Below are 18,117 nucleotides of genomic sequence, written 5' to 3'. Positions count from 1 at the left end.
GATTTAGCGGAGCGCAATGGGCTCCGCTTTTTTGCGTCTACCTAGCAACAAACAAGGGGGACTCACTCAATTGAGTTGAAATGCACTGTGCTAAGTCCTGTTGAATAGACGGTGCTCGGTATTCACCTTTAGTGCTTCCCCACAGCGGTCCTGGCCACGCCAAATCAGTTTTAAAGCGCGCGATGTGGTGAACATGAAGCTGCGGGACCATATTGCCCAACGCCCCAAAGTTGAGCTTATCTGGCGTAAATAATGACTCGAGCGCCTGATTGACAACTTCTGACTCAATGAGAAATTGCTGTTGCTCGTTCATTGGTAGGTGATGCAGTTCAGTAAGGTTTGCTTTTTTAGGGACTAAAATGACCCAAGGTACTGAGTCGTCTCGGTGCAATAACACCAAAGACAACGGAAATTCGCCAATGAGGGTTGTATCTTTTTCGAGTTGAGGGTGGAGTTCAAATGTCATGTTAAATACCTTGTTAGCAGGTCTATTGAGCAAAGAATAAAAAAGGCGAGTTGCTATCGCAAATCGCCTTTTCTTCAATCATAGGTAATGATTACATGCGCTCTAGCGTTTCAATACCAAGCAAAGATAGGCCTTGCTTGATGGTTTTAGCTGTCAGGCCAGCAAGCTTGAGGCGACTTTGTTTAGTGCTTTCTTGCTCTGCAACCAAGATTGGACATGCTTCATAGAAACTAGAGAACAATCCAGCCAATTCAAACAGGTAGCTACACATGATGTGAGGTTGGCCTTCACGAGCAACGGATTCAACCGCTTCTTCAAATTGCAGTAACTTGCTTGCGAGTGCTTTTTCTTTGTCTTCACTAATGATGATTGGTCCAGTAAGGTCATCAATAGACAGATCCGCTTTAGCAAATACAGACGCGACCCGAGTGTATGCGTACTGCATGTACGGCGCAGTGTTGCCTTCAAATGCCAACATGTTATCCCAGTCGAAGACGTAATCAGTGGTACGGTGCTTTGAAAGATCTGCGTATTTAACAGCCGCCATTGCAACAGTATTTGCAATGTTTTTCTTCTCTTCTGATGCTAAATCAGGGTTCTTAGAGTCGATGAGCTTGAACGCACGCTCCTGAGCTTCATCAAGAAGATCCGCAAGACGAACAGTGCCGCCAGCACGGGTTTTAAATGGGCGACCATCTTTACCTAGCATCATACCAAATGCATGGTGCTCAAGCGTTGTTGATTCTGGCACGTAGCCTGCTTTGCGAACGATAGTCCACGCTTGCTGCAGGTGTTGGTGCTGACGTGAATCGATGAAGTAAAGTACGCGATCGGCTCCTAACTGCTCGTAACGGTATTTAGCACACGCAATATCGGTCGTCGTGTATAAGAAACCACCATCGCGCTTACGGATGATAACGCCCATTGGCTCACCATCTTTGTTTTTGTACTCATCTAAGAACACGACCTGCGCGCCGTCATCTTCAACCGCTAAGCCTTTTTCCTGAAGATCAGTAACAATGGCTGGTAGCATATCGTTGTACATGCTCTCACCCATCACATCTTCACGCTTCAGTGACACGTTTAAACGGTCGTAGTTGCGCTGGTTTTGGATCATGGTGACATCCACCAGTTTTTTCCACATTTCAGCGCAGAACTCGTCGCCACCTTGCAGCTTAACTACGTAGTTACGAGCTTTAGCAGCGAACTCTTCGTCTTCATCGTACAGTTTCTTTGACTCGCGATAGAATGCTTCGAGGTCAGAAAGCTCCATTGAAACTTCACCAGACTCTTTTTGAACGCGCTCTAGGTTTGCGATAAGCATACCGAACTGAGTACCCCAGTCACCGATGTGGTTTGCACGAACAACCTTATGGCCCAGGAACTCTAGAGTACGAACAACCGCATCACCGATGATGGTTGAACGCAGGTGACCCACGTGCATTTCTTTAGCTACGTTTGGCGCAGAGTAGTCAGCAACAATGGTTTGTTGTGCTTGGGGTGCAACACTAAGGCGGCTGTCAGCCAATGCTAAGTCTGCTTGCTTAGCTAAGAACTCTTCACTTAGGAAGATGTTGATAAAGCCAGGACCAGCAATTTCAGTTTTGCTTGCGATTCCATCTAGGTCCAATACATCCAGAACTTTTTGTGCGAACTCGCGTGGGTTGGTACCCAACTTCTTAGCAACGCCCATAACGCCGTTGGCTTGATAGTCACCAAACTGAGCTTTTGCAGATTGGCGAACGGCTGCAGGACTGCCTGCAGGTGCGCCAGCGGCTTCGAGAGCCTGAGATACTTTGTCGTTGATCAGTGCTTGGATATTCACACGCATTTCCTTCAAAACTTGGCTTCAATTCTTGGAATTGGATTTAATCTAGTAAATTGGCGCACATAATAGCAATTTTAGCGCCGCTCACCTAGTGGGAAAGTTTGTATTTTTTCTGATTCTAGCTTAATCCTGCTACTATTTGGCGTTTGATGACCAAAGTGAGCACGAAAAAATGCAACAAACCCTGATAGAAAAAGGTCTAGTGCCTTCTGCAATGTTGAATGAAATCGATGATTTTCTAGATAATATTCAGGCTTTATGCAGCCTATTAGCTATCGATTTATCGGCTTATCAAGCCGATCACATTGCGCTGCGTATCAACGATGGTGAGTTGGCAAAAGCTGCGCATCATGCATGGCTTGACTATGGCAAAGTGATCTCTGAGGCGCAAATTAATGGCCGCCCAATTATTGTACTGGAGTTTGATAACCCAATCGCAGCCCACAGCTGGACGATAGAGTGTTTAGAGTTGCCTTACCCAGCTATTGGTAAAACACATCCGGTTGAAGATTGGGAGCATGTCGAGTTTGTGGTGCCATCGGAGGCACAGACTGCGGACGCATTTTTGCTAGATTTGTATACTAAGTTCCCAGAGCTTGAGAGCCAGCTTGAGAAGGCGAAAGCACAAGGTGTGAAAGTGAAGTTATCGAGCCCGAAAGGCGAAGGGGAGCGGCTAGCGAATCCGACTGTAGCGTTTAAGTGGCAGGGTATCTGTATTAAACTTCACCCACATTCGTTGAAAACCATTGTGGAATCAGAACAAGCCGATTAACAAACTCGAAAGTCACTTTGAGCTTGGCAACATGTGATTAGTAGCATGTGTTTAGTGATCCAGGCTCTAGTGACTCTGCTCTTTTCTATGGTGCTTGATTACAGAATGACAGTTTTATTGCCGTATACAAACACGTGGTCATTGATCACTTTGTTGAGCGCTTTACTTAATACATTCTTTTCTACGTCTCGTCCTGCTTGGGCCATATCTGCTGCACTAAAGTTGTGATCGACGGGGATGACTTCTTGTTTGATAATAGGTCCTTCATCGAGGTCGTTTGTCACAAAGTGCGCTGTCGCTCCAATGATCTTTACTCCTCGATCAAACGCTTGCTGGTATGGTTTTGCACCAATAAAAGCAGGCAGGAAGCTGTGGTGAATATTGATGATTTTATGATGGTACTTTTCGACAAAACCTGGGGTTAATACGCGCATGTATTTCGCTAGCACTAGGTAGTCAGCATCGTATTGGTCGATGGCTTCGAGCATTTTCGCTTCATGCTCTTCACGAGTTAAGTCGACATGCGAAACATGGTGATAAGGGATATCAAATTTCTGTGTCAGCGACTGTAAGGTATCATAGTTACCTACGACTGCGGCAATCTCCACATTGAGGCTACCGTCAAAGTTTTTCATCAGAATATCACCTAAACAGTGTGCTTCTTTCGTGACCAGAATTACCACGCGTTTGCGAGAAGAACCAACCAACGATCGCTTGGTCCCCTTTGGTAGTGCCTGATCCAGATCGGCGAGGAAGGTGGCATCATTAAAATAACCTTCTAACTCTGTGCGCATAAAAAAGTGACCACTGGCATTGTCTACATACTCGTTGTTGTGAACGATATTTAACTGATGCTTATAACAGATATTGGTGATCTTGGAGATGAGTCCCGGCGCATCATTGCAGTGCGTTAGTAAGGTTTTCTTTTCCATGTGAACGGCTTCCATAAAATAGACAATTGAAATTAGAGTTCGGCGGCGCAATTCGATTCAGAGACAGCAGGGATTGAAACTTAGTGACCAAAGAGCAAGTGCATGCATATGTCAGCGATAATCCAGAGTGCTAATGTGAGCTCAGCCGTAATATGACTCCCATATTTAATCTATTCTGGCGTTGGTTTCAACTAAATAACAGTGCCTCTGAACAGATAGGACACTTCTTAGCTGCGCCAAGCCAATGAAATTGACAATGGAGCAGGAGTCGCCAGCGCTCCTTAAACCTGCAATAATGACGGATACTATTTACCATCTAACCAACTCGCGGTATGACACCCAACTCAATCAATAAAACCTTTACCAGTGATGGTGCCTTAGGGAAAGTGATTCCTGGTTTTCAACCAAGGCAGCCTCAACTTGATATGGCAAAAGCCGTTGCCCAAACCATATTGGATGAGTCTCAACTTGTGGTTGAAGCCGGAACGGGGACAGGAAAAACGTTTGCCTATTTAGTGCCTGCATTGTTGAGCGGTAAAAAAACGATCATCAGTACGGGGTCTAAAAACCTGCAAGAGCAACTGTTTCATCGTGACTTACCACTGATGGTTGATGCTCTAGGATTTCATGGGCAAGTGGCGTTGCTTAAGGGGCGTTCTAACTATCTCTGTTTAGAGCGTTTAAGTCGCCAGATGATTGAAAGTCATACGACAGAGAGCAATCCCGAGTTATTGTCTCAGTTAGTCAAAGTGCGAAGTTGGTCCTCGGAAACCAAGTCAGGTGATTTGGGTGAGTGCGATGCCATCGCCGAAGATAGTGTTGTTATCCCGACAATCACCTCTAATAATGACAATTGTTTAGGAAAAGACTGTCCCAATTATCAAGAGTGCTTTGTACTAAAGGCTCGAAAAAAAGCGCTGGATGCCGATCTCGTGGTGGTGAATCATCACCTCTTTCTTGCCGACCTCTCAATCAAAGAAACGGGCTTTGGTGAGCTTATTCCTGAAGCGGACGTCTTTATCTTTGATGAAGCGCATCAGATCCCGGATATTGCCAGCCAGTATTTTGGCCAATCGCTGTCTAGTCGTCAGATCCAAGATCTCGCCAAAGACATCGAAATAGGTTATCGCACCGAAGCAAGAGACATGCGCCAACTGCAAAAAATGGCCGACAAACTGTCTCAAAGTGCCATGGATATGCGCATAGTACTTGGTGATGCGGGTTTTCGTGGGAATTGGCGTGATGCCATTCAAAGTCTGACTGTAAAGCGAGAAGTGGAGCGTGTCACGGATGCTTTGCAATTGGCCATTGATGTGCTTAAGTTGACACTCGGACGCAGCCAATTACTCGATACTGCATTTGAGCGGGCCAATACTATTAAAGGACGACTAGAGCGCGTTTGCGATGTGTCTATTACCGGATACTCCTACTGGTTTGATACAACGCCTAGACACTTTACTTTGCATATCACACCGCTCTCGGTCGCCGATAAATTTCACGAGCAAATTGAAATGAAAGGCGGTGCCTGGATATTTACCTCTGCGACATTGGCAGTGAACGATGATTTTGGTCACTTCACCTCACGTTTAGGGCTAAAACCAAGCCAGAAATTTGCTCTGCCAAGCCCTTTTGATTACGCCACGCAAGCGAAGTTGTGTGTGCCGCGTTATATTCCGGAGCCTAACAGCTCCGGGTTGGCAGATAAATTGGTTCGCATGTTGGCACCCGTCATTGAGAAAAATCAGGGGCGCTGTTTCTTTTTGTGTACCTCTCACAGCATGATGCGAGAACTTGGTGAGCGTTTTAGAGAAACGTTGACCTTACCTGTATTGTTGCAAGGAGAAACGAGTAAGCAGAAGACGCTAGCCGAGTTTATGGAGCTTGGTAACGCACTGCTTGTTGCGACAGGTGCGTTTTGGGAAGGCATAGATGTTAGAGGTGATACTCTGAGCTGTGTTATCATCGATAAACTGCCCTTTACAGCGCCTGATGATCCTTTGTTAAAAGCGCGTATTGAGGATTGCCGATTGAGAGGCGGAGAGCCGTTCACTCAAGTACAATTACCCGACGCGGTGATTACCCTTAAACAAGGGGTCGGGCGTTTAATTCGAGACAACAATGATAAGGGAGCACTGATTATCTGTGATAATCGCTTAGTGACCCGAGATTATGGTGGCACCTTCTTAGCCAGTTTGCCGCCGATCCCTAGAACAAGAGATCTGGCAGTCATCCAAGACTTCCTGATCAGCAAATAAGTAACAGTTACTGAGAAACACATGACGACAAAAATACTCGCCATCGATACGGCAACAGAAAACTGCTCCGTCGCTTTATTGCACGGTGACAAAATATACGCTCGTAGCGAAGTTGCACCGCGCGATCACACCAAAAAAGTGTTGCCAATGGTTGATGAGGTTCTAAAAGAAGCGGGCTTAGCGCTAGCGGATTTAGATGCATTGGCGTTTGGCCGAGGTCCAGGAAGCTTTACTGGCGTTCGAATTGGTATTGGTATTGCTCAAGGTTTAGGCTTTGGAGCTGACCTACCGATGATTGGCGTGTCGACCTTAAAAGCAATGGCGCAAGGAACATACCGTAAACACGGTCAACAGAACGTTGCCTGTGCGATTGATGCTCGTATGAGTGAGGTGTACTGGGGACGTTTTGTTCGTGATGAGAATGGTGATTGGTCTGAGACTGAGCCAGAATGCGTTATTCCACCACAAGATCTAAGTCAACTATTAACGCCTAGCAGCGCAAGCTGGATATCTGCCGGCACAGGTTGGCAAGCTTATAAAGAGCAACTTGCTGAGCTGGATCTCGAGATTTCGCCAGGTGAGGTACTCTACCCTGAAGCGCAAGATATGGCGTTCTTAGCCCAGTTTGAATGGCAAAAAGGCAATACAGTGTCGGCTGAAGAGGCCAGCCCGGTGTACTTGCGCGACAAAGTAGCCTGGAAAAAGCTTCCAGGTAGGGAATAGCTCCTTACAGGAGAAAGAGTAACGAATTATGGTATCTATCCCGAGGTTGCCCGCAACGGTTAATAGTCAAAAGCCACAGAAGGGGCGTTCGTTAACCAAAACCAAACAGGCAAAGGCTGGTAGCCAGGTCTCTAAAGTTGCGCAAGCTGTGTCATTGAGTGTCAATCAGACGCAGCACTCAGAATTCGAGCGTGCCCGCATACACTATGATCTTCCCGAAGGGCGCAATAAAAAAGCACTCGAGGAGTACATCGGCGTGATGCAGCACAGCAAAAAAGAGGAGTTGGCACGCCTACTAGGGATAGATATTTATATTTGATGAAACAGTGAGGTGTAGACAATGATAAACACTGTTAAACGTATTTCCATAGTTATCGCCGTCATACTTGCACTTGGTGGCTGTGGCTCCCTTCCTGAGCAACTGGTGTCTAGCAACGAATTAGTGGTGACCGATTATGGTCAATTTGTTTCGTCTGCTGATGATAGTGACATTCGACTCGGTGGAGTCATTGATACGGTGACCAACCTAGTTGATCGTACTCGAATCGAGGTGGTTAACTTACCAATCGATTCACAAGGAAAGCCGGATATAGACCGCGAGCCTGATGGACGTTTTATTGCTTATGTAGACGGCTTTATCGACCCGATTACCTATCAACGAGGCCGACTCCTTTCTGTTGTCGGTAAGAAGCAAGGTCGTGAAAAAGCCAAAATTGGTGAGTTCGAAGGTGAGTTTCCCGTCATCAATGTTTATGGACAGTATTTGTGGCGAGTCGAAGAGAGGCTGATAATAAATCGTAGTCATGGAGCATTTAGTTCTTGCTGGGGCTATTACTGTGATGACTTTTACTACGGCCCAACTCAAGGTCATATCATCAAAGAGGTCAAGTAACATATGCTTAGCTCAGCGCTTGCGATTGATGATAGGAAAATCGCCTATTTAGAAGTAGGTGACGCTAAAACGGCCGTGAAAACGGTCGTTTTCGTTCATGGCTGGATGGATAACGCGGCGAGTTTTCACGTGCAACTTGAGCTGATTGCGCAGCAATGCCCAACATGGCGCGCAATTGCCATTGACCTATCTGGTCATGGTCATTCTTCACACAAGTCTCCCCATCACTTTTATAGCTTTCACGATTATATTGATGATCTTCACCTCATACTTTGCAAACTTCACGCAACCAATGTTTATTTAGTCGGGCATTCACTTGGTGCATTAATCACGAGTTGTTATAGTGCTGCTTTTCCTGAATTGATATCAGGGTTAGTTCAAATCGAAGGGCATTTTCCCTTAGCTGAGCCAGCTTCTTTATGTGTGAAGCGCATAAGAGACGGAGTTCAGAGTCGTAAACGTTGGCGTGCTAAGCCGCAACGCGTATTAGAGTCAAAACAGCAAGCTGTGAGCTTAAGAGCCTCGACCAACCATCTTTCGGAAGGTCTTATTGAGCCGATTGTACAACGTGGTGGTTATATGCAGGGCGAACGCTGGCACTGGCATCACGACAGCAAATTGAAATGTGACTCGGTCTACCGCATGACATTAGAGCAATCGGCGGCCATCATAGCGGCGATTGAAGTGCCTCATATAGTGATTCTTGGTGAGCAAGGCTACCCTGAATTGCGTTCACCACGATATTTACATGCACTTAGTCGTGCGACTGTTGAGTATGTTGCTGGTGGACATCATTGCCACTTAGAGTCTCCTAGTCGAGTATTTGAACTAATTTCTGGTCTAGTTAACAAAATTTAAACAACTGTTTTCGTCTTTCGTGCTCCAATTGGTGCAATGTGTTGTAATGGCCTTCAAAGTAACTGGTTTGACCAATGAATATTCTAAAAAGGCTTGTAATGTATTTGTTACAAGTTGAAGGGGTGAGCCAGTAGTGAGCCGAATGGACGAAACATTGAGGAGTATAACTGTGGATAAACCTTGGCTTTCTCGATACCCAAGTGATGTACCGGAAACAATCAACCCAGATCAATATCCTTCGCTAGTCGAAATGTTTGAACAGTCGGTACATAAATTTGCCGACCAACCAGCGTTTGTCAATATGGGCGCGGTTATGACATTTCGTAAATTGGAAGAGCGAAGTAGAGCATTCGCCGCATACCTGCAAAATGATCTAAAACTGCGAAAGGGCGATCGCGTTGCGCTAATGATGCCCAACCTTTTGCAATATCCGGTGGCGTTATTTGGGGTGCTTCGTGCGGGGCTCATCGCAGTGAATGTGAACCCTTTGTATACTCCACGTGAGCTAGAACACCAGCTCAATGATTCTGGTGCTAAGGCCATTGTTATTGTTTCAAACTTTGCCAGTACACTTGAGCAGATTGTTGAAAGAACGCCTGTCAAACACGTGGTATTGACTAGTTTGGGACAAATGCTGCCCGGAGCTAAGGGGACTATCGTCGATTTCGTTGTTAAATACGTCAAAGGCATGGTGCCAAAATACAATCTTCCGGGCGCTATTTCATTTAAGAAGGCGCTCCATAAAGGTCGCCGAATGCAATACGTCAAACCGTTTATGACGGGTGATGATATTGCGTTTCTTCAGTATACCGGAGGTACCACTGGCGTTGCCAAAGGAGCGATCCTTACGCATCGCAATATGTTAGCCAACGTCATGCAAGCGAAAGGAATGTATGGCTCCGTTCTTAACGAAGGGCGTGAGTTGGTCGTGACAGCGCTGCCGTTGTATCACGTCTTTGCGCTTACCGTGAACTGTTTATTGTTTGTCGAAATGGGCGGACAAAACCTTTTGATCACCAACCCAAGAGACATTCCTGGGTTTATTAAAGAGCTGCAAAAATATCCCTTCACGGCCATAACCGGTGTAAACACCTTATTTAATGCACTGCTCAATAACGAAGACTTTCACGAGCTCGATTTTAGTCGCCTAAGTCTCTCCGTTGGTGGTGGTATGGCGGTGCAAAGAGCCGTCGCTGAGCAATGGAAGAAATCAACCAATTGTTTGCTTCTTGAGGGCTATGGTCTTACGGAGTGTTCACCTTTAGTGGCGGCCTATCCATATGACTTGACCGAGTACAACGGTTCTATTGGTTTACCGGTGCCATCGACCGAGATTCGAATTGTCGACGATGAAGGCAATCCGGTAAGCAACGATGAAACGGGCGAGCTTCAAGTGCGTGGTCCTCAAGTAATGCAAGGCTATTGGCAGCGTGCAGAAGCCAGTAAAGAGGTGATCAATGAACAAGGTTGGTTATCAACAGGCGATATCGTGAAGTTTGATGATGAAGGCTTTTTGCATATTGTTGATCGTAAGAAGGACATGATTTTGGTGTCTGGGTTTAATGTATACCCTAACGAGATCGAAGATGTGATTGCTCTTAACGATAAGGTGTTAGAGGTTGCAGCCATTGGTGAAGCAAACGAAGCTTCGGGCGAAATTGTTAAAGTCTTTGTGGTTAAGAAAGACTCGAGCCTTACCAAAGAAGAAGTGATTGATCACTGCCGAGAGCACCTCACGGGTTATAAGATCCCTAAGCGTGTTGAGTTTAGAGACGATCTTCCAAAAACCAATGTCGGTAAGATCTTACGTCGTGTTCTGCGTGAAGAGAACGACGCCAAGTTGACCAAGACTGACGAGAAAACAGTGTAACAATCTTGTCATACTTAGCGTGATTATCTGATAGAATGCCAGCCATTAAAGCTGGCATTTTTTATTGCAAAGAGAGTCTGTGTGGATTATCAAATAGTGACAGAGTTAGCCGACTTAGAGTTGGTGTGTGCAAAGGCCCGCGAGGCTGATGTTGTGATGCTGGATACCGAGTTTGTTCGGATTCGAACTTACTACCCAATGTTGGGTCTTATTCAACTTTATGATGGTGAAACCCTTTCATTAATCGATCCTGTCGCGCTAGATGAACTGACGCCGTTTACTGAATTGCTGAAAGACACCTCGGTACTTAAAGTTTTACATGCTTGTGGAGAAGATCTTGAAGTGTTTGCTAACAGCTTTGGTTGTATGCCGATACCGATGGTTGATACTCAGGTTATGGCCGCATTTTTAGGCTATGGACTCTCAACAGGCTTTGCCGCTTTGGTCAAAGAACATTTAGATATTGAACTTGATAAGAGTGAATCTCGCGCAGATTGGGTAGCTAGGCCACTGACTCAAAAACAGCTTGAGTATGCCGCGGCGGATGTGTATTACCTTTACCCACTCTATCAAAAACTTTATCAGCAAGTGAGTGATAAAGGCTGGTGGCAAGCGTCTCAGCAAGAATCTGATTTGATGATGCAAAAGCGCGGTATTATTCCGAACTCTGATACAGCGTATGCTGATATTAAAGGCGCCTGGCAACTTAACCGTAAACAGTTGGCTGTGTTAAAACCCTTGGCTGCATGGCGGTTGAAAGAGGCACTACGTCGTGATTTAGCGCTAAACTTCGTGGTAAAAGAGCAAGACCTATGGACTATCGCACGGCATAGCCTTGTGAGTCCGAAATCGATGGAAGAAAACGGTGTCGATCCTCGTTCAATTCGTCGTCACAAAGACAAAATCGCATCGATTGTCAAGCTTGGAAAGCAGTTACCTGAAGATGAGTACCCTGAAAAAATTGAGCGCTTAATGGACTATCCTGGCTACAAACAAGCGTTTAAAATCTTAAAAGATGAAGTGAAAAAGGCATCGCAGCAGACTGGGCTTGCTACCGAATTTCTTGCGTCCAAGAAACAGTTAAATCAGTTTTTGACTTGGGTTTGGAGACGTCATCGCGATCCTGCAAAATTACCTGATGTGATGCAGGGCTGGCGCCTCGAGGTGCTTGGTCTGCAACTCGATAAAGTGATGAAGTAAAAAAAGGCTCGTGAGAACGAGCCTTTTTTTAATGGCGAAGTTTAGTTCTCATCATCTTCAGGCAGCTGAACGTTTAACTCCAGCACCGAGATATCGTCATCTCTGTGTTCAAATGTCAGATCAACCATTGACGGGTCGACTGCTACATATTTTGCGATCACTTTAAGAATATCGTCTTTCATTTGAGGTAAATAAGACGGTGAGAGTGAGCCCTGGCCTCTGCGCTCGGCAACAATGATCTGTAAACGCTCTTTGGCCAAGTTAGCTGAGCTTTTTTTCTGTGGTTTAAGAAATTCTAATAAAGACATCTTTTACCCCCCGAATAAGCGCTTAAAAATACCTTTCTTCTGCTCAGCAAGGAAGCGGAAGTCAACTTGGTCACCCAGTAAGCGTTCAACGGTATCTGCGTAGGCCATGCCAGCATCCGACGCTTCATCAAAAATAACAGGCACGCCTTTATTTGACGCATTGAGAACCGCTTGGCTTTCAGGGATCACGCCTAGCAGAGAGATGTGTAAAATCTCTTCTACATCTTCAACGCTCAGCATGTCGCCTTGAATGACGCGAGTGGGATTGTAGCGCGTCAATAAAAGGTGTTGTCGAACGGGTTCGAGGCCTTCTTCTGCACGTTTAGACTTAGAGTCTAGAATCCCTAAAATACGGTCAGAGTCGCGTACCGATGAGACTTCTGGGTTTGTCGTTACTATGGCTTCATCCGCAAAGTACAGAGCCATGAGTGCACCTTGTTCAATGCCCGCTGGCGAATCACAGATCACAAACTCAAAGCCCATTTCATCGAGCTCATTGAATACTCGCTCAACGCCGTCTTTAGACAGAGCATCTTTGTCGCGAGTTTGTGATGCTGGTAAAATGTAGAGATTCTCTGTGCGCTTATCTTTGATTAACGCTTGGTTCAGTGTCGCTTCGCCATTGATAACGTTAACGAAGTCATAAACAACGCGACGCTCACAACCCATGATGAGATCGAGATTACGAAGACCGATATCAAAATCGATAACCGCGGTTTTCTTGCCTTTCAAAGCAAGACCAGAAGCGATAGCTGCGCTAGAGGTTGTTTTTCCAACACCGCCTTTACCAGATGTGACAACAATAATACGTGCCATAGGAGTTTCCTTTTAAATTAAATAGACAGCGTTTCAATACTGAGTGATTCGTTTTCCATGCTAAGCATGACTTTTTTGTTCCAGTATTCGCCTGCAATTTGATCGCTAAGCCAATAGTTTCCAGCGATGGAAATCAGCTCAGCTTGTAAATCATTACAAAAAACTTTTGCCTGAGAGCAGCCACTAGCACCTGCGATAGCCCTGCCTCTCAGTGTACCGTGAATGTGGATCGTCCCATCGGCAATGACTTCAGCGCCAGCGCTAACATGACTGAGAACGACCAGGTCGCCATCTTTGGCGTAAATTTGCTGACCAGAGCGCACTGGGGTGCGAATCACTTTGGTTGGTTGCATCTTGGCTGGTGCTTTAGCAGGCATATTGCTGGCAGTCATTACAGCCAAACCGACCTGTGACGCCAGAGTCTGAGTGCGCTTATCTTTGCAACCTGTAATACCCACAGGGATCATCCCCACTTCTTCAATGCCCAGTTTTAAGTCAAGGAAATCAATATCACCATCAACTTTCGCAATATTGATGACAACGGGCGCCGATTTAAAAAAGCTCGGAGCTTGATCAATTTTCTCTTTGATGAAGTGAACGGTATTCGAGATGTTATTATCAGAAAGATGTAACACTGAAAGCGTAAAACTGCTACCTTTCAGATCGGGTGTTTGAGACATCTACGAAGAATTCCTTGTAGTAATGGCATTGTCTTTGACTAGGCTAGTCATGTTATATTCCAACAGGGATGACGGCAAGTTATCTCATGACCAAATAGGCAAATAACACGCAATTTTCTTACAAAGAGTACGTTGTACTTTTCATTGCGTTAGAGAGATGTTAAACAAGAGGCTTATCAATGCTTTGTTCAATTTACAAAAGCTCAAAAAAAGAAGGTATGTACCTGTATGTCAACAAGAAGGATGATTTTTCACAAGTCCCTGACACCTTGTTAGAGATGTTCGGTAAACCTATCTTTGTCATGGTGATTAAAATTGAACAGCGGAAATTGGCATCTGTGGATGTCGAGAAGGTAAAAGAGTCTCTAAAGCTAGAGGGTTTTTTCCTACAGTTGCCGCCACCGCCAGTCAATCTGCTTGAACGCCATAAAGAACTAAAAGCAAAACAGAAATAAGAGCGAGTTGCTCAGGAGGGCAATTTGAAAAAAGTATTGTCAGTGATGTTGGCGTTAAGTGTATCTGCGCCAGCATTTTCAGTCGAAAAAGTATCTTTTGAACAGTACGTTGAAGAGATGAAGCAAGAAGCAAGGGAACTTGGGATATCAGAAGCAATTCTGACGGAGGCTTTTACAGGCGTCGACTATAAGCCTCGTGCAGTAACCGCAGATCGTAATCAGCCGGAGAAAAGGCTCACTCTTGACGAGTATATCCCTAGGGCTGTACCAGACTGGAAAGTAAAACAAGCTAAGAAGCTGTATGAGAAGCACTATGCGGAATTAACACGCATAGGAAACGACTATGGCGTACAACCAAGGTTTATCGTCGCTCTGTGGGGCGTAGAAAGCAACTTTGGTAAGTTCACTGGTAATTATCGTGTTATTGATGCTCTGTCTACGCTCGCGTACGAAGGGCGCCGAGAAGCATTTTTCCGTTCTGAGGCGATGGCTGCATTGACGATTCTAGAGCAAGGCCATATCGCACCCAGCGAAATGAAAGGTTCTTGGGCTGGAGCCATGGGACAGAGCCAGTTTATGCCAAGTTCTTTCTTAAATTTTGCCGCAGATGGGAACGGTGATGGTAAGAAGGACATCTGGGATAACGAAGAGGATGTGTTTGCTTCCACGGCTAACTATTTATCGAAATCTGGCTGGAATGATACCTACACCTGGGGGCGACAAGTGAAAGTTCCTCACGGCATCTCACCGGATCTGCAAGGGCGTGAAGCTGAAAAAGGTAAATACCTTCAAGAGTGGAGTAAGCTCGGCGTTACTCGTTATGACGGACGTCCGTTACCCAAGCTCAACAAGGACATAAAAGCCTGGCTTATCATGCCTGACGATGAAAATGGCCGTGTTTACCTGGTTTACAATAATTACAACGTACTCATGAAGTGGAATCGCTCGTATTACTTTGCGCTAGCGGTGAGTCATCTAGCTGATCGAATCGCTATGAAGTAATAAATGATGATGGTTAGAGGGTGAATGATCTCCCGATGAGCGACATGCCTCTATTTAGTCAGCTCGCCCCTCGCTATCTATCGATTACTTAGCGAGAGGCGAGCTTTGTTTTAAGGACTTCGCTCTTCGGCACTTAGCGTGTAAGTGGTTAGCCTGTTACCGTTTCTAGAAACTTGGTAAGCTCATCGACGGCTTGTTGGTTTGTTGATTGTACGGTGACTTCTGTGCCTTTGACCAAACCAAGAGTTTGTAGCTTAAACAGATTCTTTGCTGTGGCTGTTTTACCGTGAGAGATCACCTCAACCTCTTCTGTGTATTTCTTAGCCTCTTTTACAAATTGCGCCGCTGGTCGTGTATGAAGGCCATTTTCTGCAGTGATCACTGCATTTTTCTTAAACATATCACATACTCCTCAATTAAATGTCTCAGTTGAGTTTTACGGACAAACAGAACATGAGTCTGTGATCTAGAATTGAGTCGGTCGATTTCACCGAAACTTTAAGCGTAAAAATGCGACGGTGTATACAGTGTTTATTTTCTTTTTTTATCTTGCAAAGTTTTTATTATCATGGAGTTAAGAGGCGATCGGTCACTGGCAGAGTAAAGCGAGAGCTGTGTTTGGTAGGCAAGCGCAGTGCAGGGCCAAAGGGCCCTGCGCGATAAAGCGAATCGTTATTTCTTTTTGGTGTGGAACTGCTCGCAGGCAATCATCGTGTTTTCGATTAAACTTGCGACCGTCATTGGGCCAACGCCGCCCGGTACTGGAGTAATGAAACTGGCGTTTTCTTTGGCAATATCGTATTCCACATCACCCACTAAGGTGCCATTTTCTAGCCTATTTATGCCCACATCGACCACGACGGCCCCTTTCTTAATCCAATGACCCGGAACAAAGTTAGGCTTACCGACAGCAACCACAACGACATCAGCCTGACGAACGTGGCTTTCCAAGTCTTTGGTAAAACGATGACAAGTCGTCGTGGTGCAGCCCGCAAGCAAGAGTTCTAGTGTCATAGGACGACCCACAATATTCGAGGCGCCTACAATGACGGCGTGTTTACCGCGCAACTGAATATTGTAGCGATCCAGTAGCGTGATAATGCCTTTTGGTGTGCACGAACGAAGCTTAGGAATGCGCTGTGCTAAACGACCCACGTTATAAGGGTGGAAGCCGTCGACGTCTTTCTCTGGGATAATACGCTCAAGAACATGCGTAGTATCGATTCCTGCTGGAAGAGGAAGTTGGACAAGGATGCCGTCAACCTCGGGATCGTTGTTGAGCTCATCAACTAATTTTAATAACTCTTCTTCTTTCGCGCTCGCTGGTAAGTCATATGATTTGGACACAAAGCCAACTTCTTCGCAAGCTCGGCGCTTGCTGCCCACGTACACTTGCGATGCTGGATCTTCACCCACTAAAACGACGGCTAGGCCAGGGGCTCTTAAGCCAGCGCTGGTTCGTGCCTTAACACGTGCAGCCACTTCGGAGCGTACAGTTTGGGAAATGAGTTTTCCATCGATGTTTTGAGCAGTCATGTTGTTCCTTGAAATTGTTATTTCAACCAAAACTTAAGGGGACGCTGTGGTAGCGTGATGTTAGTCATAACAATTGTTTGCGATGACCGTTGTGTTAGACACTTATTGTGTGCCATTTTGGTTAATCAAGCTGATATTTTTGTATGCATTGTCCCAGAAAACATTTCCAATTGCTACAAAGCAAACGTTTGCATCGAGGTGTTTTTCGTCACTCGGCTCAATATTGGCTTTTTTTTGGGCGGTTGAATCACAAAGAGTGAGAAAGCCATTGATTTACCCACTTCAACTCGTATAATCCTTTCCCTGTAGCGCGCCCTTAGCTCAGCTGGATAGAGCACGTCCCTTCTAAGGATGTGGTCGTAGGTTCGAATCCTACAGGGCGTGCCATTTATTACAAAAAGCCCCGTTAGCTCAATGAGTTAACGGGGCTTTGTCGTTTCTGTGGTGCCGTGGTGGTGCCGCTGAATTGGCTAATAACTAAAGTATTTGTGTCATCAAGGAAGGTGCGAAAATGAGCTTCGTCGAACATCAAGAAAAGTACCCGTCTAGAGCTAGAGCTAATAACGCGTCGTTCAAATACTACACCAGCCCACTTATTGTTAAGCACCCCATAATCGATGAAGAGTATCTAGCGTCACTCGTTAAAGAAGCAAGGCTTTTACCCGGCTTAGACCTAGTGCTACTAGAGAGGCTCGAACGGCCTATATTGAAAACGCAAATCCAGCAAACATATCAAGAAATAAAGCTACTTTTGTTGGAGTTAGGTTATGAGGAAATCAATGGTACATACGAGTACGAGAACAACCCCGTTTTGCTGGAGCATGCGCTGATACTCTTAGCTAGTGATGAAAAATCTAATTATTTGAGTGCCCTTGGACACGCGTTGCTTAGGCTTCGGCAAGTCGTCCACTGTTTGCTTAAAGGTGATTCTGACTCGGCAGTTGAACTTTGTTTTTTGCTTTCTGGGCATTTAAATAACTTGTTAGTGGCGCGAACAGATAAGCAAGTTTTGATGGCACAAAGGCGCTGTGATGTCTCATCGCGCAGTAACAAAAATAGAAGTGAGTTTTCTGGTTGGTGGCAGAAGGAAGCGCAAAATCTAGCGAAAGAACACTTCGCCACGAACCCTACAGATACTAAAACCCGAGCCGCTCAATTAATTCGACCTGAGCTAATTAAAAAGAGTACTAGCGATACATTCGAGATTCCATCGATCAAAGAAATAGCGGAGAAAATTAAAAAAAATTGCGGCAACCCTGAGTAGCCGCAAAGTGCTTGGTTAAGTTGGCGTTACTACCAATTAAAAGGAGTAGCTCATGCCAATTTGCATAAATCCCAATACAACCCGTTTAAACCGCAAACAAGCCGCAGAGTACCTCGGTGTTACCGAGGGCACTCTCGCTGTCTGGGCCTCCACAGGCCGCTACCAGCTTCCATTTATCAAAGTCGGGCGCAAGGTCTTTTATCGACAGTCTGACCTTGATGCCTTCATTGAGTCCAATGTTGTTACACAGACAAGGTAGG

Annotated in this window: 20 protein-coding genes and 1 tRNA gene; 13 read left to right on the top strand and 8 right to left on the bottom strand. The window is 45.5% G+C overall.

The annotated features are described in order from the left end of the window. Positions 1 to 37: 37 nt before the first annotated feature. Both LNL84_RS02450 and argS read right to left on the bottom strand, forming a co-directional pair. Positions 38 to 466 carry an HIT domain-containing protein gene (locus LNL84_RS02450; protein WP_244354961.1) on the bottom strand — a complete coding sequence of 143 codons (429 nt, stop codon included), beginning with the start codon at positions 464 to 466 and terminating at the stop codon, positions 38 to 40. A 91-nt stretch (positions 467 to 557) separates the two neighbouring features. Then, a complete protein-coding gene (gene argS, locus LNL84_RS02445; protein WP_244354958.1) occupies positions 558 to 2,291 on the bottom strand; it encodes an arginine--tRNA ligase in 1,734 nt (577 codons plus the stop codon). A gap of 175 nt (positions 2,292 to 2,466) precedes the next feature. On the opposite strand from argS, the gene LNL84_RS02440 reads away from it, so the two are divergent. Beyond that, a complete protein-coding gene (locus LNL84_RS02440) occupies positions 2,467 to 3,066 on the top strand; it encodes a VOC family protein (protein ID WP_244354955.1) in 600 nt (199 codons plus the stop codon). Between the two features lie 98 nt (positions 3,067 to 3,164). Here LNL84_RS02440 and purU read toward each other — a convergent pair whose 3' ends face one another. Continuing rightward, positions 3,165 to 3,998 (bottom strand): formyltetrahydrofolate deformylase, encoded by an 834-nt coding sequence (gene purU / locus LNL84_RS02435; protein ID WP_244354952.1) that lies wholly within the window; start codon positions 3,996 to 3,998, stop codon positions 3,165 to 3,167. Between the two features lie 332 nt (positions 3,999 to 4,330). On the opposite strand from purU, the gene yoaA reads away from it, so the two are divergent. The 7 genes from yoaA to rnd all read left to right on the top strand — a co-directional run bounded on the left by yoaA (position 4,331) and on the right by rnd (position 11,796). Further along, entirely contained in the window at positions 4,331 to 6,253 is a 1,923-nt protein-coding gene (yoaA, locus tag LNL84_RS02430; protein ID WP_244354949.1) for a DNA repair helicase YoaA, read from the top strand. A gap of 21 nt (positions 6,254 to 6,274) precedes the next feature. After that, entirely contained in the window at positions 6,275 to 6,976 is a 702-nt protein-coding gene (tsaB, locus tag LNL84_RS02425) for a tRNA (adenosine(37)-N6)-threonylcarbamoyltransferase complex dimerization subunit type 1 TsaB (protein ID WP_244354946.1), read from the top strand. A gap of 28 nt (positions 6,977 to 7,004) precedes the next feature. Continuing rightward, the gene (locus tag LNL84_RS02420) at positions 7,005 to 7,295 is read left to right on the top strand and encodes a chromosome partitioning protein ParA (protein WP_244354942.1); all 291 of its coding nucleotides are present in this window, start codon (positions 7,005 to 7,007) and stop codon (positions 7,293 to 7,295) included. A gap of 21 nt (positions 7,296 to 7,316) precedes the next feature. Continuing rightward, a complete protein-coding gene (locus LNL84_RS02415) occupies positions 7,317 to 7,868 on the top strand; it encodes a Slp family lipoprotein (RefSeq protein ID WP_244354940.1) in 552 nt (183 codons plus the stop codon). A 3-nt stretch (positions 7,869 to 7,871) separates the two neighbouring features. After that, complete coding sequence (locus LNL84_RS02410) at positions 7,872 to 8,726, top strand: alpha/beta fold hydrolase (protein WP_244354937.1); 855 nt, start codon at positions 7,872 to 7,874, stop codon at positions 8,724 to 8,726. Positions 8,727 to 8,895: 169 nt separating this feature from the next. Next, positions 8,896 to 10,596, top strand: a complete 1,701-nt coding sequence (fadD, locus tag LNL84_RS02405; RefSeq protein WP_244354935.1) for a long-chain-fatty-acid--CoA ligase FadD — start codon at positions 8,896 to 8,898, stop codon at positions 10,594 to 10,596. An 81-nt stretch (positions 10,597 to 10,677) separates the two neighbouring features. Then, positions 10,678 to 11,796 carry a ribonuclease D gene (gene rnd / locus LNL84_RS02400; protein ID WP_244354933.1) on the top strand — a complete coding sequence of 373 codons (1,119 nt, stop codon included), beginning with the start codon at positions 10,678 to 10,680 and terminating at the stop codon, positions 11,794 to 11,796. A 41-nt stretch (positions 11,797 to 11,837) separates the two neighbouring features. On the opposite strand, the gene minE is transcribed toward rnd, so the two are convergent. Genes minE through minC form a run of 3 tightly spaced genes read right to left on the bottom strand, consistent with a single transcriptional unit; the run spans position 11,838 to position 13,600 of the window. Further along, positions 11,838 to 12,104, bottom strand: coding sequence for a cell division topological specificity factor MinE (minE, locus tag LNL84_RS02395; RefSeq protein WP_244354931.1), 267 nt, complete (start codon positions 12,102 to 12,104; stop codon positions 11,838 to 11,840). Positions 12,105 to 12,107: 3 nt separating this feature from the next. Further along, complete coding sequence (gene minD, locus LNL84_RS02390) at positions 12,108 to 12,920, bottom strand: septum site-determining protein MinD (RefSeq protein WP_244354929.1); 813 nt, start codon at positions 12,918 to 12,920, stop codon at positions 12,108 to 12,110. Positions 12,921 to 12,937: 17 nt separating this feature from the next. Next, positions 12,938 to 13,600 (bottom strand): septum site-determining protein MinC, encoded by a 663-nt coding sequence (gene minC, locus LNL84_RS02385; protein ID WP_244354927.1) that lies wholly within the window; start codon positions 13,598 to 13,600, stop codon positions 12,938 to 12,940. Between the two features lie 179 nt (positions 13,601 to 13,779). On the opposite strand from minC, the gene LNL84_RS02380 reads away from it, so the two are divergent. Further along, positions 13,780 to 14,055 carry a YcgL domain-containing protein gene (locus LNL84_RS02380; RefSeq protein WP_244354925.1) on the top strand — a complete coding sequence of 92 codons (276 nt, stop codon included), beginning with the start codon at positions 13,780 to 13,782 and terminating at the stop codon, positions 14,053 to 14,055. 24 nt (positions 14,056 to 14,079) lie between these two features. After that, positions 14,080 to 15,057 (top strand): lytic murein transglycosylase, encoded by a 978-nt coding sequence (locus LNL84_RS02375; protein ID WP_244354923.1) that lies wholly within the window; start codon positions 14,080 to 14,082, stop codon positions 15,055 to 15,057. 148 nt (positions 15,058 to 15,205) lie between these two features. On the opposite strand, the gene LNL84_RS02370 is transcribed toward LNL84_RS02375, so the two are convergent. Beyond that, the gene (locus LNL84_RS02370; protein ID WP_244354921.1) at positions 15,206 to 15,457 is read right to left on the bottom strand and encodes an HPr family phosphocarrier protein; all 252 of its coding nucleotides are present in this window, start codon (positions 15,455 to 15,457) and stop codon (positions 15,206 to 15,208) included. A gap of 272 nt (positions 15,458 to 15,729) precedes the next feature. Beyond that, positions 15,730 to 16,593 (bottom strand): bifunctional methylenetetrahydrofolate dehydrogenase/methenyltetrahydrofolate cyclohydrolase FolD, encoded by an 864-nt coding sequence (gene folD, locus LNL84_RS02365; RefSeq protein WP_244354919.1) that lies wholly within the window; start codon positions 16,591 to 16,593, stop codon positions 15,730 to 15,732. 310 nt (positions 16,594 to 16,903) lie between these two features. Here folD and LNL84_RS02360 point away from each other — a divergent pair. From LNL84_RS02360 to LNL84_RS02350, 3 genes are all read left to right on the top strand, one after another. Then, positions 16,904 to 16,980, top strand: a tRNA-Arg gene (locus LNL84_RS02360). A gap of 124 nt (positions 16,981 to 17,104) precedes the next feature. Next, entirely contained in the window at positions 17,105 to 17,857 is a 753-nt protein-coding gene (locus LNL84_RS02355; protein WP_244354917.1) for a hypothetical protein, read from the top strand. 52 nt (positions 17,858 to 17,909) lie between these two features. Continuing rightward, positions 17,910 to 18,116 (top strand): helix-turn-helix domain-containing protein, encoded by a 207-nt coding sequence (locus LNL84_RS02350; RefSeq protein WP_244354915.1) that lies wholly within the window; start codon positions 17,910 to 17,912, stop codon positions 18,114 to 18,116. Position 18,117 lies beyond the last annotated feature (1 nt).

This window comes from Vibrio gelatinilyticus, assembly GCF_022836845.1.
Taxonomy (GTDB): domain Bacteria; phylum Pseudomonadota; class Gammaproteobacteria; order Enterobacterales; family Vibrionaceae; genus Vibrio; species Vibrio gelatinilyticus.
Note: the sequence above shows the minus strand (reverse complement) of the source record. Positions and strands in the feature narration are given on the sequence as shown.